The following is an 18,884-nucleotide window of genomic DNA, read 5'->3' as shown; positions in this document are numbered from 1 at the left end:
ATACTGAACAGATGGCTTCTATCATCAAGAACCGCGCAATCGTCAACGATGACTGGACCGTTGTGCGTCCGGCGGAAGACGGCGCGCTGCCCGCGGTGAACGAGTTGCCGGCCGGCAAGGTGTTGGTGCCGCTCGCGTTGTGGCAGGCTGAGCGTGAAGCGCTCGCTGCATCGCGCAGTGCCGCTGAGATCGGCGTGTGGCTCGCGCCGGACAGCGAACCGGCTGATATCGTCGCCGACTTCGACAAGATTGCGCTGATCGCCGTGGATTTTCCGGTGTTCCGCGACGGCCGTGGCTACAGCATCGGCCGCCTGCTGCGCGAGCGTTATGGCTACAAGGGCGAACTGCGCGCGATCGGCGACGTGCTGCGCGATCAGATCACGTTCATGTTCCGCTGCGGCTTCGACGCGTATGCGCTGCGCGCGGACAAGGACTTCAACGATGCGCTGAAGGCGTTTGACGAATTCAGCTTCAACTATCAGGGCGCGGTGAATTCGTCGCCGCTGTTCCGTCGCCGCGAGGCGGGTGAACTGCAAAAGGCGTCGGTATGAGCGACGTGCACACGCTCACGCCGGAACTCGCAGCGAAGGTCGAGCGCCTGGACGCGCTGCTCGACTCGATCGCCGCGCGTCACGCGAACGTGAAGCTCGCCAGCAGCCTCGCCGCGGAAGACATGCTGCTTACGCATGCCATCCTGTCGCGCGGCGTGAAGATCGGCATCTTCTCGCTGAACACGGGCCGCTTGCACGCGGAAACGCTCGGCATGCTCGATCGCGTGAAAGAGCGCTATGGCTACGAGATCGAACAGTTCCATCCGCAGGCTGCGGCGGTCGAGGAATACGTCGGCTCGCATGGTCTGAACGCGTTCTACGAAAGCGTCGATCTGCGCAAGCGCTGCTGCGAAATCCGCAAGGTCGAGCCGTTGAACCGCGCGCTGTCGGATGTCGGTGCATGGGTGACGGGCCAGCGCCGCGAGCAGTCGGTGACGCGTGCCGAACTGCACGAGGAAGAGCACGACGCCGCGCGCAACATCGCCAAGTTTAATCCGCTGACGGACTGGACCGAGGCCGAGGTGTGGGATTACCTGAAAGCGTTCGACGTGCCGGTCAATCCGTTGCATGCGCGCGGGTATCCGAGCATCGGCTGCGAGCCGTGCACGCGCGCGATCCGTCCCGGCGAAGACAGCCGCGCGGGGCGCTGGTGGTGGGAGTCGCGCGACACGAAGGAATGCGGACTGCACATCACGACGATTACCCCGATTGCGGTCGAGCGCAGCGAAAACGCTTCGGCCTGAGGTCTCGTACACGGAAGCCTTGGCTTGCAGTCCGAACGCCGCACATACCGCGCACTTACTGATTTGAATACTTTCGCCAAGGCGAGCAACCGCTCGCCGGGCGAATCAACGAAGGACCCAGATATGAGCACCACGCTCGATTCCACTGTCAACGCCCCGCTTGCCAACACGGCGAACCGGATGGATCACCTCGATTGGCTCGAAGCCGAGTCGATTCACATCCTGCGCGAACTGGTCGCCGAATGCAGCAAGCCCGCGCTGCTGTTCTCGGGCGGCAAGGATTCGGTGGTGGTGCTGCACCTCGCGCTGAAGGCCTTCGGCATCGGCGCGAATCGCAAGACCGTGCTGCCGTTCCCGCTCGTGCATATCGACACCGGCCACAACTACGGCGAAGTGATCGACTTCCGCGATCGCCGCGCGCAAGAAATTGGCGCGGAACTGGTGGTGGGTCATGTCGAAGATTCGATCAAGCGGGGCACCGTGCGTCTGCGCCGCGAAACTGATTCGCGCAACGCCGCGCAGGCCGTGACGCTGCTCGAAACCATCGAACAATACGGCTATACCGCGCTGATCGGCGGCGCGCGCCGCGACGAAGAGAAGGCCCGTGCGAAAGAGCGCATCTTCTCGTTTCGCGACGAGTTCGGCCAATGGGACCCGAAGGCGCAACGCCCGGAACTGTGGAGCCTGTACAACGCGCGTCTGCATAACGGCGAACACCTGCGCGTGTTCCCGATCTCGAACTGGACCGAACTCGACGTGTGGCAGTACATCGCCCGCGAAGAACTCGAACTGCCGTCGATCTATTACGCGCATCAACGCGAGATCGTGCGCCGCAACGGTCTGCTGGTGCCGGTCACGCCGATCACGCCGATGCGTGAAGGCGAAGTCAGCGAAAGCGCGCTGGTGCGTTTTCGCACCGTCGGCGACATAAGCTGCACGTGCCCGGTGGAAAGCGATGCGGACGATGTCGAGAAGATCATCGCCGAAACGGCCGTGACCGAAATCACGGAACGCGGCGCGACGCGGATGGACGATCAGGTTTCCGAAGCCGCGATGGAACAGCGTAAGAAGCAAGGTTATTTCTAAGCAAGCATGGGACCGGAGTCAGTGCTTTGCACTAACTCCTGTAGACCGCAACAAGTTGCATGGGACCAGAGTAAGCGCTGAAGCGCTAACTCTGGTCGACACAGGGGTAAGACATTCATGAGTGGTATTCATCAACCAGAAGACCTCGGCGTGCTGCGTTTCATCACCGCGGGCAGCGTCGACGACGGCAAGAGCACGTTGATCGGCCGCCTGCTGTACGACAGCAAGGCTGTGTTGAGCGACCAGCTCTCGGCGTTGTCGCGCGCGAAGAACAAGCGCACCGTCGGCGACGAAATCGATCTGTCGCTCCTGACCGACGGCCTCGAAGCCGAACGCGAGCAGGGCATCACGATCGACGTCGCGTACCGCTATTTCGCCACGGCCAAGCGCAAGTTCATCATTGCCGACACGCCGGGCCACGAGCAGTACACCCGCAACATGGTGACGGGCGCGTCGACCGCGCACGCGGCGATCATCCTGGTCGACGCAACGCGCGTGAGCTTCGTCGACGGCGTCGCGCAACTGCTGCCGCAAACCAAGCGTCATAGCGCGATCGTCAAGCTGCTCGGCTTGCAGCACGTGATCGTCGCGATCAACAAGATGGATCTGGTCAAATACAGCGAAGCGCGTTTCGACGAGATTCGCGAGGCGTATGTCGAACTCGCGCGTCAGCTGGGTCTGACCGACGTGCGTTTCGTGCCGGTGTCGGCGCTCAAGGGCGACAACATCGTGACGGCGAGCGAGAGCATGCCGTGGTATGCGGGCGAGCCGCTGCTGGACCTGCTCGAAGCGCTGCCGGTCGAGATTCCGACCGGTCAGGCGCTGCGTTTCCCGGTGCAATGGGTGGCGCGCCAGGACGGCAGCCAGGCCGACGATTTCCGCGGCTACATGGGCCGCGTCGAAGCCGGGGAAGTGAAGCTCGGCGACACGATCGTCGTGCTGCCGGCCAATCGCGAAGCGACGGTTGCCGAGATCATCGCGCCGGTGGTGGGCGGCACGGCAGCGGTGGACCGCGCGTTTGCAGGTCAGACCGTGACGATCCGTCTCGCGGAAGACGTCGACGTGTCGCGCGGCGACACCTTCGTGCTGCGTGAAGCGGCGCCGGAGCCGGCGAAGAAGCTCGAAGCGGACCTGTGCTGGTTCGACGACACGCCGCTGTCGACGCAGCGCAAGTATCTGCTGAAGCAGACCACCACCACGGTATTCGCGCGGATCGGTGCGATCAAGGAAGTGCTCGACGTGCATACGCTGTCACAGGCGACCGATCGCAAGGAACTCGCGATGAACGACATCGGCCGCGTCGCGTTGACGTTGCAAAAGCCGCTGGTGTGCGACGTGTACGACTCGCATCAGGGCACGGGCGCATTCGTGCTGATCGACGAAGCGACGCACCACACCGTCGCGGCCGGGATGATCCGGGCGTTTTCGGCGTAAGCGGGCGATAGGCGCGCGGCGAGGTATTACGGCGCGCCGCGTCATTGCTGCGCTATGCTGGCGCCCTAACCAAACGGGTTGATGCAAATGGGTAAGGTTTATTTGATCGGCGCAGGGCCAGGTGCCGCGGATCTGATTACGGTGCGTGGCGCGCGGCTCCTCGCCGCCGCCGCCGTCGTGCTGCACGACGCGCTGGTCGAGCCCGCCATGCTCGACTATGCGCCGGCACGCGCGCGGCGCATTGCGGTGGGCAAGCGCTGCGGCCAACTGTCGACCGCGCAGCAGTTCATCAACAAGCAGATCGTGGATGCCGCTCTGGAACACGATGTGGTGGTGCGTCTGAAGGGCGGCGACCCGATGCTGTTCGGCCGCGCCGATGAAGAAATGCGGGCGCTGGAAGCGGCGGGCATCGAGTATGAGGTGGTGCCCGGGATTACCGCGGCGCTAGCGAGCGCGGCTTCGCTGAAGCGTTCGTTGACGCTACGGGGCGTGTCGCGCAGCGTCGCGCTAGCTACGTTCAGCCGTGCGCCCGGGTCTGAGGAGATTCGCGAGCAGGTGAACGCGGATTCACTGGTGTTTTATATGGGCCGCGATAGTGGCGTTGAGATTGCGCAACAGTTGATCGACGCCGGCAAGCCCGTTTCCACACCGGTGGCGATTGTCGAGGCTTGCAGCACGGAACGCGAGCGCATGCTCACGCTCACGCTCGAGGAGCTTGCCGCGGGCGACGCGCTGCGCTGGGTCGATGCTTCGCAGCCTAGCTTGCTGATGATCGGTGAGGCGTTCGCTGCCCGGCAACTCAAGGTGGTTCGTTCGGCGGATGGGATGTTGGTGGCTGCCTGAGTTTTTGTTGTTGCCTGCGCGGCGGTTGAGGTTGTGATTCTGCCGCGCCGGTTTCCTATTCCGTACGTGTTCCTGCGTCCCTGAATGATCGCAATTGGGATCGCGCCGGATCGAACGGTCATCCACTGAATGCATCGACCGCCGAAGTCCATTCACGGTCGTGCTGTCATATTTTTCAGCGTAGAATCCGGCTGCCGCCGTTATATATCTATCGGCGTAGAGCCCTTACGCCAGCAATGCACGTCGACCTTCTCACCCTTTACTTCCTCTCTATCGGAACTCTTCTTGCCAGCGCCGGAATGACGTTCTGGGAGCATCGCGCTCATCCCAAGCGCAGCAGGGAGTTGAGAATACTGGCAGCGGGATACACGACGCTTGCGATCGGCTGTGCGGCAGCGACATTGCGTAGCGTGCTGCCCGGTGCGTCAGGCGCTGCCATTAGTAATCTCATCATCGTCGGCGGATATCTTCTGGTCCTGCACGGCGTCGCATCCTTGAGCGGCCGGCAATACCGCGCGGTTTCGACAGGTCTGCTGGTCCTGCTGGCGCTGACGTGGGTGGTGGGCGCGCGCTGGCAGGATACCGTGTGGAACTATGTCAGCGCGATACCCATCGCAGTGGCTTCCGGCATGACGTCTCGCGAGCTGCTGCGCAGCGACGGGATGAAATGGGTGCAATCCCGGCACATCGTCGTGTGGGTGACGGCCATCCATGCGCTTTTTTATGCGTTCCGGGCATTCATCCTGCCTTGGTTGGTGAGCATGTATGGGCCGGACATGCTGTCGATCGCCGGCAAGGTCACGATGTACGAGGGCGTCCTGTATTCGGTCATTCTGCCGATGACGTTGCTGCGGCTAATCCGCGAGGAAACTCACGGCCAGCTTTTGCGGGAATCCCAAACGGATTATCTGACCCATCTCGGCAATCGCAGGTGGTTCTTTGAAGAGGGCGCGCAGGTCATCCGCGATGCGGGAGCGCGCCGGCCACTTTCACTGCTCGCGTTCGACCTCGATCAATTCAAAACGATCAATGATCGCTACGGTCACAAGGCCGGGGACGAGGTTCTGAAGTCGTTTGCGGAAGTTGTGCGGAGCGTGGTGGGGCCGGAGGCGATTCTCGCCCGCATTGGGGGAGAAGAGTTCGTGGCTTTGTTGCCCGATCATGATGGTCCGCGCGCCAAAGTGGTGGGCGAAGCCGTTGTCACGCGTTTCGCCCGGACCATCGCTCACAGGGTTGACGGCGTCGCGGTACAGGCCACGGTTAGCGTTGGCCTTGCCCAGTCCGAAAGCGAAACGCCTGCTCTGGCCGACCTGCTGGCAGCCGCCGACCAGGCGTTATATCGCGCGAAATCGCTTGGTGGTAACCGGCTTGAATGGGCGCAGACCGCCACTCGCTCCGCGGCCGTCTGGTGATAACGTGGCAGACCACGTCTGCCAGAGCCACAGCCTAAGCAAAGACGACAGGAATCAAACCTGCCGCAAGCAATACTGCGCGACCGCATCGAGAACCGCTTCGTCCTCTCCGACCGCCACCGCGCACCTGATCTCGACGCCCGCGTGCAGCGCGCGACACCGCTCGATCGCCTCAGGCAAATCCTTCCTGACATGGCCGCCTTGCCCAAAGAACACCGGCACGACGGTAATCACATCGCAGCCTTGGGTAACAAGCCCACCCACGGCGGTGGGCAGATCCGGTTCCATCAACTCGAGAAACGCCAGCGTCACCGGCCCGGCCGCATCGCCCGTCGCACGCACCGCTTTAAGCTTCTGCGCGAGCCGCTCGAAAGGCTCGCGCCAGCGCACATCCCTCGCGCCATGCCCAAACAGAACCAGCCCGTGCGTCGCCATGACATGCGCTCCTAATGGCGGTCAACCCACTTCAGCCCGACCAGCCCGAGCACCAGGTACACCAACCCCGGCGTCGCCGCGGTCAACGGCGCGGGCCACGTATTCAACGTGCCGATATGCGAGAACAGCGTGTTGAACAGCTGGAAACTCATCCCAAGCATGATGCCGCCGAACACCTTCACGCCGACCACGCCAGCCCGCGTATGCAGATACGCGAACGGCAGCGACAACACCAGCATCACGAACACCGCGAACGGATACAGCAGCTTGCGCCACAGCGCGATTTCATAGCGCTGCGTGTCCTGGTGATTCTCGGTCAAATGCTGGATGTAGCGGAACAGGTTGAACATCGACATCCGGTCCGGCGACACCAGCAGCACCGACAGAATCTGCGGCGTCAGTTCCGAGCGCAGCGAATACTCCGGCAACGACACCTGCTTCGCGCGATACACCGGATTCAGTGCATCGGCCGGCGTGCCGGAAGGAGGGGCGACGTCGATCAGTTGCGTATCGGTCACGCCCGTCAGTTGCCAATGGCCCGGCGGCTGAAACCGGCCGCTTTGCGCGATGCGCACGTTCGACAGACGGAACTTCGAATCGAATTCGTAAATCCGCACGTTGGCGATCGTCGCGTCGGGCCTCAACTCGCCGACGTTCACGAAACGCGTCACCTGCTGGCCGTCCGCGCGCGCGGTCAGCGTGTCTTTCACCCACACGCCTGACTGAAAGTTGCTCGACACCGACGAGCCCAGCGCCTCGAGCCGCACGCGCTCCGATAGCTGATCCGTGTACGGACCCACCACTTCGCCGATCAGATACGTGAGGAACACGAGCGGAATGCCGATCTTCATCAGCGAGCGCAACGCCTGATTGGTGGCGAGGCCCGAGACGCGGAAGATCGTGTACTCGGAGTTCGCCGCCATCTGCGCGAACACATAGATCGCGCTGATCAACGCGGCGACCGGAATGATTTCGTAGAAGCGCGACGGCGTCTGCAACGCGACGCGCAGCACCGCGTACTGGAACTTGTAGTTGCCGTGGCCGACCGAATTCAGTTCGTTGATCAGGTCGAAGAAGAAGAACAGACCCGAAAACGCAAACAGAATGAAGATGAACGTTAGATAGATCTGACGCGCGAAATACCTTTCATAGATGCGCATCGGTCAGGCTCCCTGCGAACGGCTGAACATTGCCCGCGTGAAGAGCGGACGGTTGCGCACGCGCATCCAGAAGATGAACGCGACGATCGCCGCCACGATGACGTGCAGGATCACGAGCCCCACCCCGAACGACAACTTGCCCTGCTCGATCCACGACTGCACCACGTTCAGCAGATTCGAATACGTCAGATAGATGAGCACGGCCATCACCAGATTGATGGTGCGGCTGCGGCGCGGATTCTGGTGCGCGAGCGGAATGGCGAGCAGCATCAGGTTGATCGCGATCAGCGGCAGCCCCGCGCGCCATGCGAATTCGGCGAGGTTTTCGTTGGTGGGGTAGCGCAGCAAGGTGAGCGTGGGCGTGCCGGTGGTGGTCGGCGTATTCACGACCGGCTGGCTCTGGATCTTCACGCCGTAACGCTCGAACTCCATGATGCGGAAGTCGGGGTGCCCAGGCTCGCCGTCATAGCGGCGGCCGTTTTCCAGCACGACGAAGCGGTCGCCGTTCTTGTGCGTCTCGGTATGCCCGTACTTGGACACCACCACGTTGACCTTGCCGCCTTCCGTGCTGGTCACGAACACGTTCTCCACGCGCCCCTGGTCGGGCGACATCTTCTCGATGAAGAACACCCGGTGGCTGGTGGCCGACTCGCGGAACTGGCCCGGCGCGAGCAGCGAAACCTCATCGCGCTGCTGGAAGCGCGCGCGGATCAGCTTGCTCTGCTGGTTCGACCACGGCCAGCCGACGAAGACGAAGAACATGATGAGGATGATGATCGGCGTGGCAAAAATACCGATCGGCTTGATGAACTGCGTCAGGCTGACACCCGAGGACAGCCACACGACCATCTCGGAGTCTTTGTACCAGCGCGTGAGCACGAACAGGATCGACACGAACAGCGTCGCGACGAGCATGATCGCCAGATAGCCGATCACGGTGAGGCCGATCAGGACCAGCACGTCGCGCGGGTCGATCTCGCCCGAGGCCGCGAAGCCGACGATACGGATCATCATCGTCGTCAGCACGAGCGTGAGGAGAACCATGAACACGGCACCAGCCGTATACGCGAGTTCGCGCTGGAGGGAGCGTTCGAAGATCATTATTGATGACGAGAGGGGGCGCTCTCGGCGATGTGCGGGTTGCTTCCCATCACGCCTCCGGTGCAGCCGCCGCGGGAAAAATAGCGGATAATTGCGGCTTTCATCCTAAGCCCAGATTTTATCCGAGGACAAGCGCGATGGACTTTAGCATAAAAGCCTGTGATTGGACCAAAGGCTCGTCAAACGGTTTCCTGACCGGAAAATCCGATTGCATCGTTATCGGTGTGTTCGAGTCGCAAACGCTCTCGGGCGCCGCGCTTGAGATCGACGCCGCCACCAAGGGGCTGCTGACACGCATCATCAAGGCCGGCGACATGGACGGCAAGGCCGGCACCACGCTGTCCCTGCATGAAGTGTCGGGCATCGGCGCGTCGCGCGTGCTGCTGGTCGGTCTCGGCAAGCAGGACGCCTTCAACCAGAAAGCTTACGGCGACGCCGTGCGGGCCGCCTGGCGCGCGCTGCTCGGCACCAAGATCGTCCAGGTCACGTTCACGCTGGCCCAGTTGCCGGTGCTCGAACGCTCGACCGATTGGGGCGTGCGCGCCGCGATCCTCGCGCTGCGCGAACTGACCTACAAGTTCACGCAGATGAAGAGCAAGCCGGACAACCCGGCGCGCGCGTTGAAACGCATCGTCTTCAGCGTGAACACCGGCGACGAAAAGGCCGCCAAGCTGGCCGCGAAGCAGGGCGCCGCGCTCGCCAGCGGCATGGACCTGACGCGCGATCTCGGCAACCTGCCGAGCAACGTCTGCACGCCGACCTACCTCGCGAACACCGCGAAGAAGCTCGCCAAAGACTGGAAGCTGAAGATCGAAGTGCTGGGCGAGAAGCAGTGCGAGGCGCTCAAGATGGGCTCGTTCCTGTCGGTCACGGCGGGCTCGGTCGAACCGGCGCAGTTCATCGTGCTGCAGTACCAGGGCGCCGCCGCGAAGGCCGCGCCGGTGGTGCTGGTCGGCAAGGGCGTCACGTTCGACACGGGCGGCATATCGCTGAAGCCGGGCGAAGGCATGGACGAGATGAAGTACGACATGTGCGGCGCCGGGTCGGTGCTTGGCACGTTGCGTGCGGTCGCCGAAATGGGCCTGAAGATCAACGTGGTCGGCATCATTCCGGCGGTCGAGAACATGCCGTCGGCGACCGCCACCAAGCCGGGCGACATCGTCACCAGCATGAAGGGGCTGACGATCGAAGTGCTGAACACGGACGCCGAAGGCCGCCTGATCCTGTGCGACGCGCTTACTTATGCCGAGCGCTTCAAGCCGGCCGCGGTGATCGACATCGCCACGCTCACGGGCGCGTGCATCATCGCGCTCGGTCATCACAACAGCGGGCTGTTCTCGAAAGACGACGCGCTGGCGGGCGAGTTGCTCGATGCGTCGCGTGAAGCGTCCGACCCGGCCTGGCGCCTGCCGCTCGACGACGAGTACCAGGACCAGCTGAAGTCGAACTTCGCGGATATCGCGAACATCGGCGGCCGTCCGGCGGGCAGCGTGACGGCGGCATGCTTCCTGTCGCGCTTCACCGACTCGTACCCGTGGGCGCATCTGGATATCGCCGGCACCGCGTGGAAGAGCGGCGCGGCGAAGGGCGCCACCGGCCGTCCGGTGCCGTTGCTCGCGCAGTTCCTGATCGACAGGGCCGCTGACGGTCGGGCCGCGGACGGTCGCGCCGCACAATGACGCATTGCAGTAAGCCCGCGGGCGCAGTGACGAAAGCAGGTCGGAGCCGCCGATGACGAGAATCGATTTTCACTCGAACGTCGGTGACTCGCTGCTGTATGCGTGCCGCCTGATCCGCAAGGCGTATCAGGCGGACCAGCCGACCATCGTGCTGGCCGAGCCCGCGCGCCTGCGGACCTTCGACGAGCAGCTGTGGACCTTCTCGCCGCTCGACTTCGTGCCGCACTGCATGGCGGGTACGCCGCTCGCCGCGCAAACGCCGATCGTGCTGGCCACGAACCTCGACGACGTGCCGCATCATCAGGTGCTGCTCAATCTCGGCGCGTCGGTGCCCGCGCAATTCGCGCGTTTCGAAAGGTTGCTGGAAGTAGTCGGTAACACACACGACGAGCTGATTGCAGGGCGCGAGCGTTATCGCTTCTATCGCGATCGCGGCTATGCTTTGAACAACTACAAGCAAGGCAGCTAGGCTTCATTCGGCCTGGAGCGGGCCGTGTGCACCGGGTTCGTTGGCTGACTGACGGATGCGGCGTGCAGGCGGCCTGCTTAGCCTTCCACTCACACACGGAGAGTGCACGTGTCCGATCCCAACGATAACTCGATCCCGGTTCTGCACGAGATTCTCGTCCCCGGCCGCGCGGCCCCGGCGCATCCGGCGCCGGAGGGCCAAACGGCAGCAGGACCCGATGCGCTGCGGGAACCTGGATTCAAGACGGAACCGGTGTTCTCGCCGCAGCCGGCCCATGCGGACGAACCTCGTCCGCCAGCGGAAGCGGAGCCCGTGCTGGCACCGCAGCCGGTGCTTGCGCCGGAAGAGACGCGCTCGCCTGAACCCGTTCTGTCGCCAAAGCCCGCTCACGAAGCCGCTCGCGGAACCGAGCCCGGACCCGCACACGCATTCGCGCCGGAACCGCTGACGGCGCTGGAAGCCGCGCCTGTCTCGGCGGGCGTCTTCGATCGCACCGAACCGGCCCCGCCGCTCGAAGCGGGCGCAACCGTGCCGCCGGATATCGGTCGCGACACGGAATCCTCGGCGTTGTTGCAGGCGGATCTCGACGCCGATGCGATCGCGGAACGTCTGCGCAGACGCTTCGCGGGTTTCCTCACGGGCGATGGGCGCGGCGTCATCGAGGCGCGTTGCCGCGATGCGTTGCAGGAGCACACCACCGTGCTCGTCAGCCAGATCACGCGCGAAGTGGCGCTGACGCTCGAAAGCGAAATGGCCGGTTGGGTTCGCGAAGCAGTGGAAGAGGAGCTTGCGCGGCGTTCGGGCCGCGGCTGATCGTGTGAAGCGGCGTCCTGATGGACGTTTGCGGCGGGCGCCTTCAGCGAGGCGCCCGTTTCATTTGAGCGTCAACACCCAGGCCGCCAGCGTGGCCGCCTGATCGGGTGTGAGTTGCGTATTCGCGGGCATCGGCACCGGACCCCATACACCCGTGCTGCCGTCCAGAATCTTGTGCTTCAGATAAAGCGCGGCGTCTTCGCGTCCGGCATATTTCGCCGCGACCTCGTGCAGCGCCGGTCCCATGAAGGAGCGCGTGACCGAATGGCAACTCATGCAGTTCTGCTGCTGGGCGAGCGCGAGGCCGGCGGAGGCCTCGGCATGCGCAGCCCGACTGCCGGCGCTCAATATGGCGCCCAGCATCACGGCCGCGAGCGCCACATACGACATTGATTTCATTATGGTCTCCGTCGGTGCAGGGGCCCGACTCGTGGTGCGAGCATTATAGAAGGAAAGGGGCGCACGGTTTCCCGTGCGCCCCTTTGTGCTCCTTCGTGTTCCGATACGCTTTTACGTAGCTTACCGGGCGCGCTCAGCCCGTCACCGCGCCTTTGTTGGCCGGCAGCGCCAGCGCGAAGTACTTCGCCAGCACGCCGCGCGTGTAGCGCGGCTTCGGTTGCTGCCAGGCGGCGCGGCGGCGCTGCAGTTCGGCGTCGTCGACGTTCAGTTGCAGCAGCAGCTTGTGCGCGTCGATCGTGATCGAATCGCCTTCCTGCACGAGCGCGATCGTGCCACCCGCGAACGCTTCCGGCGCGACATGGCCGACCACCATGCCCCACGTGCCGCCCGAGAAGCGGCCGTCGGTGATCAGGCCGACGCTTTCGCCGAGGCCCTTGCCGATGATCGCGGAAGTCGGCGCGAGCATTTCCGGCATGCCGGGCCCGCCCTTCGGGCCGAGGTAGCGCAGCACCACCACGTCGCCGGCGACGATCCTGTCGGCCAGAATCGCTTCCATTGCGCTTTGCTCGTCGTCGAACACACGGGCCGGGCCGGTGATCACCGGGTTCTTCAGGCCGGTGATCTTGGCGACCGCGCCGTCCTCGGCCAGGTTGCCCTTCAGGATCGCGAGGTGGCCTTCGTCGTACAGCGCCTTATCGATCGGGAAGATCACCTTCTGATCGGCGCGCGGCTTGCCCGGCACGTCCTTCAGTTCTTCGGCGAGTGTCTTGCCGGTGATGGTAATGCAGTCGCCGTGCAACATCCCCGCATCGAGCAGGATTTTCATCACCTGCGGAATGCCGCCCGCTTTGTGCAGATCGGTTGCCACGTACTGGCCCGACGGCTTCAGGTCGCAGATCACCGGCACTTTCTTGCGCATGCGCTCGAAGTCCTCGATGGTCCACTCCACTTCGGCCGCGTGCGCGATCGCCAGATAGTGCAGCACGGCATTGGTTGAGCCGCCGGTCGCCATGATCAGCGCCACGGCGTTCTCGATCGACTTCTTCGTGATGATGTCGCGCGGCTTGAGGTCCTGCTTGACCGCTTCGACCAGCACGCGCGCCGATTCAGCCGCCGAGTCGACCTTCTCCTCGTCCGGATTGGCCATCGTCGACGAATACAGCAGCGACATGCCGAGCGCCTCGAACGACGAACTCATCGTGTTGGCGGTGTACATGCCGCCGCACGAACCGGTGGACGGGCAGGCGTTTCTTTCGATCCCTTCGAAATCTTCCTGCGACATCCGGCCCGCCGTGAATTCGCCGACCGCCTCGAACGACGACACGATCGTCAGGTCGGCGCCTTTCCAGTTGCCCGGCCGGATCGTGCCGCCGTACACGTAGATGCCCGGCACGTTCATGCGCGCGAGGCCGATCATGCCGCCCGGCATGTTCTTGTCGCAGCCGCCGATCACGACCGCGCCGTCCATCCATTGGCCTTGCACGCAGGTCTCGATACAGTCGGCGATCACTTCGCGCGACACGAGCGAGTATTTCATCCCTTCGGTGCCCATCGACATGCCGTCCGAGATGGTCGGCGTACCGAAGATCTGCGGATTGGCGTCGGCGCGCTTGACCGCGACCACGGCCGCGTCGGCCAGCCGTTGCAGGCCGGCGTTGCACGGCGTGATGGTTGAGTGGCCGTTGGCGATGCCGATCATCGGCTTGTCGAAATCGTCCTTCTGGTAGCCGAGCGCGTAGTACATCGAGCGGTTCGGCGAACGCGCCACGCCTTGCGTGATGTTCTTCGAACGACGGTTGTATGCCATGGGGATCTCCAATCTGTCTTGTTTTGAGCCGGGCTGCGGGCTGGCCGTCATGCAGGGGCTGCGCGGACTCGTCAGCGCGTCAGTTCAGTGTAGTTCCGGCTCGCTGGGCAAGGATGGAGTTTTGCGAAGCGTGTGTCCAATATATTATTCAGCCGAGATTAGGTCGTAAAATGTATTAATGATGCTGCCTGCCACCCCTGACCTGCGCCAGTTGCGCTATTTCGTCACCGTCGCCGAAGAGAAGCATTTCGGGCGGGCGGCCGCGCGTCTTTCGATGACGCAGCCGCCGTTGTCGCAAGCCATCCGCGCGCTCGAAGAGACGCTCGGTGTCGCGCTATTCGCGCGCACCAAGCGCTCGGTCGAGTTGACGCCGGTCGGCGCCGATCTGCTGCCGGAGGTCGAGCGCCTGCTGGCGAGCGCCGAGGGCCTGCGGCCGCTCGCGCAGAGCCTCGCGCGCGGCGAGGCGGGGGTGTTGTCGCTGGCGTTCGTTTCCACCGCGGACTATGGCTTGTTGCCGGCGCTGCTGCGCGATTTCGGCACACGCCATCCGCGTGTGCGGCTCGAACTGACCGAGGCCACCAGCGACGTGCAGGTGGACGAGCTGATAGCCGGGCGCATCGACGCCGGCCTCGCGATCGCGCCGCTGCCGTCGCGCTACAGCGCGCGGCTGTCGTGGCTGCCGATCGCGCGCGAGCCGCTGGTGATCGCGATGTCGACGGAGATGGCGGCGCGCGTGGCCAGCGCCGCCGGGGCCGACGTTGGCTCCGACCCGCGCGCCGAGTGGCTGGATACGCCGGTCAGCCTGCGCGATGTCGCCGACGCGCCGCTCGTGATCTTCCCCAGACGATTGGCGCCGGGCTTTTATGACATCATTATGGATTGCTACGGCGTGGCGGGCGTCGCACCCCGGATCGGCCAGGAGGCGATCCAGATGCAAACCATCGTGAGCCTCGTATCAGCCGGCATGGGCGTCGCACTGGTGCCGCAATCGTTGCGTAATCTGCGCCGCACTGGCGTCGTGTACCGGCCGCTGTCCGAGTCGGTGCCCGCGATCGAAACGGGGCTGGTGTGGCGCACGGACGAGGTGAGTCCGGTGCTGGCCGGTTTCATCGACATCGTGCGTTCGCACGCCGCCACCGGCGACGCGCAGTCCGTCGCGCCGCGTGTCTAGCGGCGACGCCGCGAACGGATCGCGGGCCGCACCGTCAAATGCATGGACCGAACGGGCGCGAGCCACAGGCCGTCCCTGAAAATTCGTTGGACAACTCCGCTTCTGAACCTGAACTGCCCATAACAACACGATGCTCATTCACCCCAATTTCGACCCCGTTGCCATTCATCTGGGGCCGCTCGCCGTGCGCTGGTATGGACTGATGTACCTCGTCGCGTTCGTCGCGGCGATCGTCGTCGGCCGGCTGCGGCTGCGTTTGCCGTACGTCGCCGCGCAAGGCTGGACCGTCAAGGACATCGACGACATGCTGTTCTACGGCGTGCTCGGCACCATACTCGGCGGCCGGCTCGGCTATGTGCTGTTCTACAAGGCGAGCTTTTATTTCACGCATCCGCTCGACATCTTCAAGGTGTGGGAGGGCGGCATGTCGTTTCATGGCGGCTTCCTCGGCGTGACGCTCGCGATGGTGCTGTTCGCGTATCAGCGCAAACGCTCGTGGCTGCAGGTCACCGACTTTGTCGCGCCGATGGTGCCCACCGGGCTCGCGGCGGGGCGCCTCGGCAATTTCATCAACGGCGAGTTGTGGGGCCGTGTGACCGATCCGTCCGCGCCGTGGGCGATGCTGTTTCCCGGCGCCGCGCCCGACGACGCCACCTGGCTCGCCGCGCATCCGCAACTGGCCGCGCAATGGCATCTGAATGACGTGTTCGCGCAATATCACATGCTTCCGCGGCATCCGTCGGAGCTGTATGAGATCGCGCTCGAAGGCGTTGCGCTGTTTTTCGTGCTGTTCTTCTTCTCGCGCAAACCCAAGCCGATGGGCGCGATCTCCGCGGTGTTTCTGATCGGCTATGGTCTCGCGCGCTTCACGGTCGAATTCGCGCGCGAGCCGGATGACTTCCTCGGCCTGCTGGCGATGGGCCTTTCCATGGGCCAATGGCTGTCGCTGCCGATGATTCTCGCGGGCATCGGCATGCTGGTGTGGTCGTATCGCCGTGCGCGCCGCGAACCGGCGCAAGCGGTTAGCGCGAGCTAAGGACTGGGCTTTACGGATTATCGTAGCCAGTGCTCGACGAAAAACGCCACGGCATGCCGTGGCGTTGTCTTTTACAGCAGCACAGCGGCGCGCGGATCCCGCCGCAAAACCACGCGCGTCACTTCATCTGCACCGAGCCCGATACGTTGACCGTCACCGTCGACGTGCCGCCTTCGAGCGACATCGGCGCCATCCCCTTGGCGTCGGCGCTCATCGCGCGCGCGCTCATCATCATCATGGGACGCGGCATCACGCCGCTGTGATTGACGTTGACCTCGCGAATCGAATAGCCGCTGAAGCCGAACGCCTGCGCCGATGACGCAGCCTGGTCGCGGAACGATTTGATCGCTTCGCCGGTGAGCTTCTGTTCGGCGGCGCGCTGCGCTTCGGGCGACAGCGAGAACTGCACGTTGCCGACCTGCATGATCGAGGCCATCTGGCCGGCGAGCTTCGACGCCGCGCCGAAGTCGCGTGATTCGAGCACGACTTCCGTGCGGCCGCGCCACGCGGAGATGCGCCCGTCGCGATCGGTGGACGGGAAGATCGAGAACGAACCCGTGCGAGCCGTCACGCCGCTCACGCCACGCGCTTTCTGCAGCGCCGAATCGGCGCGCTGATTCAGCGTGGCGGTGAGCGTGGAAGGGTCGCTGGCTTCCTGCTCGTAAAACAGCGTGATATTGACGACGTCTTGCGGCACTTCCGCGCTGGCCTGCGCGTTCAGCGACAGCACGCCCGAGGGTTGCGACTGCATCACGCCTTGCGCGCGCGCCATGGCCGGGGTCAGTGCGAGCGCGACAGGCGTGGTGCACGCGAGAGCGAGTGCGAGTGCCCGTGCGGTTGTTTTCGTCATGGCTGAACTCCTTGCTTGAACGGGGTTGTACCCGAGGGACGCGGACACCGTGCCGTGGCACGACGTTTGCGGTTCGCTTCGTTAGGCGCGTGCGATCCGGGCTGGGTTCCTTTAAGGCGGCGTCGCTCGTGACATTGCGGCTGCTACGATTGCGGGTGCTAGTGGATTCATTGCCGCGCACTGCGATCATTCGCGACACCCCAGCCGATAGCCGTAACGGCTCGCTCGCCAAAATGTTCAACGTTGTAGAACGTCAAACGAGCCGCTTGGTAATGAAGCGCCATTCGGCTTCGGTCACGGGTGTGATCGACAGTCGGTTGCCTTTGGCGAGCACGCGCATGTCGCGCAATTCTTCATGCTCGCGCAGCGCGGCAAGCGGAATCAGCGGAATCTTCTTCTTGAACACCACGTCGACTAGCAACCAGCGCGGTGTTTCCTGCGACGACTTCGCGTCGTAGTACGGGCTCTTCTTGTCGAACTGGGTCGGGTCCGGATAAGCGGTGGACGAGACTTCCGCCAGCCCCGCAATGCCGGGTTCAGGACAGCTCGAATGATAGAACAGCACGCCGTCGCCGACCTGCATCACGTCGCGCATGAAGTTGCGCGCCTGATAATTGCGCACGCCGGTCCACGGCAATGTGCGATGCGGTGCATTGGCAAGATGGTCGATGCTTGCTTCGTCCGGTTCGGACTTCATTAGCCAGTAGCGCATGAATCGAATTGAACGTTAGAGGTTAGACGATGCGGAAGAAAATCGCAGCCTAATGAATCGCCAATGAGACGCCCAGGAAAACCGACGCCCAAAGAAAAACGGCACCGGACCGAAGTCCGATGCCGTTCCAGATAAGGTCCCCGCCTTAGCCGCTAGGCCGGCATCCTGAACCGGGGGTTCAGAATTGGTCGCAGTTAGCAACACTTCGGGTACATCAGACAGAGTGACGCGCACACCCGTGCTACAAATTTCCGCAACCGTGCACATGGCATTGGTTCAAGGAATATATGACCTTGGCGAACCAGGCAGGGAAGCTAAACCGATGAAGCTTAAACGATTGAACTCAAACGTTTGCCGAGGCTTGCTCGCGTACTTCGTTTGAATCCGCAGCCGATCTCGGGACCGGCCGGCAGATAGTTACTGCATGCTGTACTGCTCGATCACAGTACCCAGTTGTTCGTTCATTTGCTGCATTGTACGCCGGATTTCTTCAGCGGGAAATGCTTCTCCGTGTCGAACGCTGGATTGCAGCCTAAGCAGTTCCGATGCCAGCGACAGCGCAGCCATGACAGCAATGCGATCCGTGCCGCGCACGTTGCTGTTATTGCGGATCTTCGACATTTCGGCGTCGACGCGGGCGACCGCTTCGAGCAGCGCGCCTTCCGTTTCCGGCGAGCACGCGAGACGATAGGGCACGTCGAGAATCGAGACTTCGATCTGCTTGCTGGTCATGCGTTTTCTCCGTGGCGGGTAACGTCGCTCTCCGCTTCGACTGCGTGCTGAGCGGGCTCGAGCAGATCGAGCTGGTTATCCGGCTCGCTGCTCGCACGTGCGCGCGGCAGTTTTTCGAGAATCGCATTCAGGCGCACCTGAGCGTCGTCGATCTTGGCGGACAGCGTGTCGCGTTCCGCTTGCAGTGCATCGCGCTCTTCGCGCAACTGGGCAAGTTCGGCACGGGTGGTTTCCGCTTCGGCACGCGACTGGGCGAGTTGCTCTTCGAGCGCGAGCCGCGCTTCATGATGGCGCTGGCTGATCGCAATCAGCTTGCCGATATTTTGTGAGAGTGATTCGAGTTCGGTGAGCATGTGCTGCGTCCTCTAAAGACATCGCATTTTAGCGCGGAATATTGCAGGTTCCGACAATTGTCTCGTTTCGAGACGTAACAACATCGCTTTGTGCAGGC

Annotated in this window: 20 protein-coding genes and 1 other RNA gene; 11 read left to right on the top strand and 10 right to left on the bottom strand. The window is 63.4% G+C overall.

Translation table 11 applies throughout. The features are described from left to right. Positions 1 to 11 precede the first annotated feature (11 nt). The 6 genes from P0D89_RS28355 to P0D89_RS28330 all read left to right on the top strand — a co-directional run bounded on the left by P0D89_RS28355 (position 12) and on the right by P0D89_RS28330 (position 6,069). Entirely contained in the window at positions 12 to 551 is a 540-nt protein-coding gene (locus P0D89_RS28355) for a DUF934 domain-containing protein (RefSeq protein ID WP_408354705.1), read from the top strand. Next, positions 548 to 1,294, top strand: a complete 747-nt coding sequence (locus P0D89_RS28350) for a phosphoadenylyl-sulfate reductase (RefSeq protein ID WP_408354702.1) — start codon at positions 548 to 550, stop codon at positions 1,292 to 1,294. The genes P0D89_RS28355 and P0D89_RS28350 overlap by 4 nt, the downstream gene beginning before the upstream one ends. Before the next feature lie 123 nt (positions 1,295 to 1,417). Next, positions 1,418 to 2,380, top strand: a complete 963-nt coding sequence (gene cysD, locus P0D89_RS28345; protein ID WP_408354699.1) for a sulfate adenylyltransferase subunit CysD — start codon at positions 1,418 to 1,420, stop codon at positions 2,378 to 2,380. 117 nt (positions 2,381 to 2,497) lie between these two features. Next, on the top strand, positions 2,498 to 3,814 hold the full coding sequence (locus tag P0D89_RS28340; protein ID WP_408354696.1) for a sulfate adenylyltransferase subunit 1: 1,317 nt from the start codon (positions 2,498 to 2,500) through the stop codon (positions 3,812 to 3,814). An 87-nt stretch (positions 3,815 to 3,901) separates the two neighbouring features. Continuing rightward, positions 3,902 to 4,657 carry a uroporphyrinogen-III C-methyltransferase gene (gene cobA / locus P0D89_RS28335; RefSeq protein ID WP_408354693.1) on the top strand — a complete coding sequence of 252 codons (756 nt, stop codon included), beginning with the start codon at positions 3,902 to 3,904 and terminating at the stop codon, positions 4,655 to 4,657. A gap of 236 nt (positions 4,658 to 4,893) precedes the next feature. Then, positions 4,894 to 6,069 carry a GGDEF domain-containing protein gene (locus P0D89_RS28330; RefSeq protein ID WP_408354690.1) on the top strand — a complete coding sequence of 392 codons (1,176 nt, stop codon included), beginning with the start codon at positions 4,894 to 4,896 and terminating at the stop codon, positions 6,067 to 6,069. A gap of 54 nt (positions 6,070 to 6,123) precedes the next feature. On the opposite strand, the gene P0D89_RS28325 is transcribed toward P0D89_RS28330, so the two are convergent. The 3 genes from P0D89_RS28325 to lptF are packed head-to-tail and all read right to left on the bottom strand — an operon-like array spanning position 6,124 to position 8,765. Beyond that, positions 6,124 to 6,504: a sirohydrochlorin chelatase gene (locus P0D89_RS28325; protein ID WP_408354687.1), complete on the bottom strand. Its 381-nt coding sequence runs from the start codon at positions 6,502 to 6,504 to the stop codon at positions 6,124 to 6,126. Between the two features lie 11 nt (positions 6,505 to 6,515). Continuing rightward, positions 6,516 to 7,664 (bottom strand): LPS export ABC transporter permease LptG, encoded by a 1,149-nt coding sequence (gene lptG / locus P0D89_RS28320; protein ID WP_408354684.1) that lies wholly within the window; start codon positions 7,662 to 7,664, stop codon positions 6,516 to 6,518. Between the two features lie 3 nt (positions 7,665 to 7,667). Further along, complete coding sequence (lptF, locus tag P0D89_RS28315; protein WP_408354681.1) at positions 7,668 to 8,765, bottom strand: LPS export ABC transporter permease LptF; 1,098 nt, start codon at positions 8,763 to 8,765, stop codon at positions 7,668 to 7,670. Positions 8,766 to 8,902: 137 nt separating this feature from the next. Between lptF and P0D89_RS28310 the strand changes: the two genes are divergently transcribed. The 3 genes from P0D89_RS28310 to P0D89_RS28300 all read left to right on the top strand — a co-directional run bounded on the left by P0D89_RS28310 (position 8,903) and on the right by P0D89_RS28300 (position 11,726). Next, positions 8,903 to 10,444: a leucyl aminopeptidase gene (locus P0D89_RS28310; RefSeq protein WP_408377550.1), complete on the top strand. Its 1,542-nt coding sequence runs from the start codon at positions 8,903 to 8,905 to the stop codon at positions 10,442 to 10,444. 52 nt (positions 10,445 to 10,496) lie between these two features. Beyond that, positions 10,497 to 10,913, top strand: a complete 417-nt coding sequence (locus P0D89_RS28305) for a DNA polymerase III subunit chi (protein WP_408354675.1) — start codon at positions 10,497 to 10,499, stop codon at positions 10,911 to 10,913. A gap of 108 nt (positions 10,914 to 11,021) precedes the next feature. After that, on the top strand, positions 11,022 to 11,726 hold the full coding sequence (locus P0D89_RS28300) for a DUF2486 family protein (protein ID WP_408354672.1): 705 nt from the start codon (positions 11,022 to 11,024) through the stop codon (positions 11,724 to 11,726). Between the two features lie 60 nt (positions 11,727 to 11,786). Here the strand turns inward: P0D89_RS28300 and P0D89_RS28295 are convergent, their stop codons facing one another. Both P0D89_RS28295 and ilvD read right to left on the bottom strand, forming a co-directional pair. After that, the gene (locus P0D89_RS28295) at positions 11,787 to 12,125 is read right to left on the bottom strand and encodes a c-type cytochrome (protein WP_408354669.1); all 339 of its coding nucleotides are present in this window, start codon (positions 12,123 to 12,125) and stop codon (positions 11,787 to 11,789) included. A gap of 133 nt (positions 12,126 to 12,258) precedes the next feature. Continuing rightward, positions 12,259 to 13,932, bottom strand: a complete 1,674-nt coding sequence (gene ilvD / locus P0D89_RS28290; RefSeq protein WP_408354666.1) for a dihydroxy-acid dehydratase — start codon at positions 13,930 to 13,932, stop codon at positions 12,259 to 12,261. A gap of 181 nt (positions 13,933 to 14,113) precedes the next feature. Here ilvD and P0D89_RS28285 point away from each other — a divergent pair, with 181 nt between their 5' ends. Then, positions 14,114 to 15,103 (top strand): LysR family transcriptional regulator, encoded by a 990-nt coding sequence (locus P0D89_RS28285; RefSeq protein WP_408354663.1) that lies wholly within the window; start codon positions 14,114 to 14,116, stop codon positions 15,101 to 15,103. Between the two features lie 130 nt (positions 15,104 to 15,233). Then, positions 15,234 to 16,139, top strand: coding sequence for a prolipoprotein diacylglyceryl transferase (gene lgt / locus P0D89_RS28280; protein WP_408377548.1), 906 nt, complete (start codon positions 15,234 to 15,236; stop codon positions 16,137 to 16,139). Positions 16,140 to 16,257: 118 nt separating this feature from the next. Here the strand turns inward: lgt and P0D89_RS28275 are convergent, their stop codons facing one another. The 5 genes from P0D89_RS28275 to P0D89_RS28255 form a co-directional block, all read right to left on the bottom strand. Beyond that, positions 16,258 to 16,989: an SIMPL domain-containing protein gene (locus P0D89_RS28275; protein ID WP_408354658.1), complete on the bottom strand. Its 732-nt coding sequence runs from the start codon at positions 16,987 to 16,989 to the stop codon at positions 16,258 to 16,260. A 253-nt stretch (positions 16,990 to 17,242) separates the two neighbouring features. Next, positions 17,243 to 17,701 carry an EVE domain-containing protein gene (locus P0D89_RS28270; protein WP_408354656.1) on the bottom strand — a complete coding sequence of 153 codons (459 nt, stop codon included), beginning with the start codon at positions 17,699 to 17,701 and terminating at the stop codon, positions 17,243 to 17,245. 133 nt (positions 17,702 to 17,834) lie between these two features. Next, positions 17,835 to 18,016: non-coding RNA, 6S RNA (gene ssrS, locus P0D89_RS28265), on the bottom strand. Between the two features lie 102 nt (positions 18,017 to 18,118). Continuing rightward, positions 18,119 to 18,433 carry a cell division protein ZapA gene (locus tag P0D89_RS28260; RefSeq protein WP_408354653.1) on the bottom strand — a complete coding sequence of 105 codons (315 nt, stop codon included), beginning with the start codon at positions 18,431 to 18,433 and terminating at the stop codon, positions 18,119 to 18,121. After that, entirely contained in the window at positions 18,430 to 18,786 is a 357-nt protein-coding gene (locus P0D89_RS28255; RefSeq protein ID WP_408354650.1) for an ATPase, read from the bottom strand. The genes P0D89_RS28260 and P0D89_RS28255 overlap by 4 nt, the downstream gene beginning before the upstream one ends. Between the last annotated feature and the right edge of the window lie 98 nt (positions 18,787 to 18,884).

Source organism: Paraburkholderia sp. RL18-085-BIA-A, assembly GCF_046027075.1.
Taxonomy (GTDB): Bacteria; Pseudomonadota; Gammaproteobacteria; order Burkholderiales; family Burkholderiaceae; genus Paraburkholderia.
Note: the sequence above shows the minus strand (reverse complement) of the source record. Positions and strands in the feature narration are given on the sequence as shown.

Coding starts and splice junctions, on each gene's coding strand:
- ilvD (WP_408354666.1), bottom strand. CDS start 13,932: ATGGCATACAACCGTCGTTCGAAGAACATCACGCAAGGCGTGGCGCGT.
- P0D89_RS28350 (WP_408354702.1), top strand. CDS start 548: ATGAGCGACGTGCACACGCTCACGCCGGAACTCGCAGCGAAGGTCGAG.
- P0D89_RS28305 (WP_408354675.1), top strand. CDS start 10,497: ATGACGAGAATCGATTTTCACTCGAACGTCGGTGACTCGCTGCTGTAT.
- P0D89_RS28330 (WP_408354690.1), top strand. CDS start 4,894: ATGCACGTCGACCTTCTCACCCTTTACTTCCTCTCTATCGGAACTCTT.
- cysD (WP_408354699.1), top strand. CDS start 1,418: ATGAGCACCACGCTCGATTCCACTGTCAACGCCCCGCTTGCCAACACG.
- lptG (WP_408354684.1), bottom strand. CDS start 7,664: ATGCGCATCTATGAAAGGTATTTCGCGCGTCAGATCTATCTAACGTTC.
- P0D89_RS28325 (WP_408354687.1), bottom strand. CDS start 6,504: ATGGCGACGCACGGGCTGGTTCTGTTTGGGCATGGCGCGAGGGATGTG.
- P0D89_RS28310 (WP_408377550.1), top strand. CDS start 8,903: ATGGACTTTAGCATAAAAGCCTGTGATTGGACCAAAGGCTCGTCAAAC.
- P0D89_RS28295 (WP_408354669.1), bottom strand. CDS start 12,125: ATGAAATCAATGTCGTATGTGGCGCTCGCGGCCGTGATGCTGGGCGCC.
- P0D89_RS28255 (WP_408354650.1), bottom strand. CDS start 18,786: ATGCTCACCGAACTCGAATCACTCTCACAAAATATCGGCAAGCTGATT.
- P0D89_RS28270 (WP_408354656.1), bottom strand. CDS start 17,701: ATGCGCTACTGGCTAATGAAGTCCGAACCGGACGAAGCAAGCATCGAC.
- P0D89_RS28260 (WP_408354653.1), bottom strand. CDS start 18,433: ATGACCAGCAAGCAGATCGAAGTCTCGATTCTCGACGTGCCCTATCGT.
- P0D89_RS28285 (WP_408354663.1), top strand. CDS start 14,114: ATGCTGCCTGCCACCCCTGACCTGCGCCAGTTGCGCTATTTCGTCACC.
- lptF (WP_408354681.1), bottom strand. CDS start 8,765: ATGATCTTCGAACGCTCCCTCCAGCGCGAACTCGCGTATACGGCTGGT.
- P0D89_RS28340 (WP_408354696.1), top strand. CDS start 2,498: ATGAGTGGTATTCATCAACCAGAAGACCTCGGCGTGCTGCGTTTCATC.
- P0D89_RS28355 (WP_408354705.1), top strand. CDS start 12: ATGGCTTCTATCATCAAGAACCGCGCAATCGTCAACGATGACTGGACC.
- lgt (WP_408377548.1), top strand. CDS start 15,234: ATGCTCATTCACCCCAATTTCGACCCCGTTGCCATTCATCTGGGGCCG.
- P0D89_RS28275 (WP_408354658.1), bottom strand. CDS start 16,989: ATGACGAAAACAACCGCACGGGCACTCGCACTCGCTCTCGCGTGCACC.
- cobA (WP_408354693.1), top strand. CDS start 3,902: ATGGGTAAGGTTTATTTGATCGGCGCAGGGCCAGGTGCCGCGGATCTG.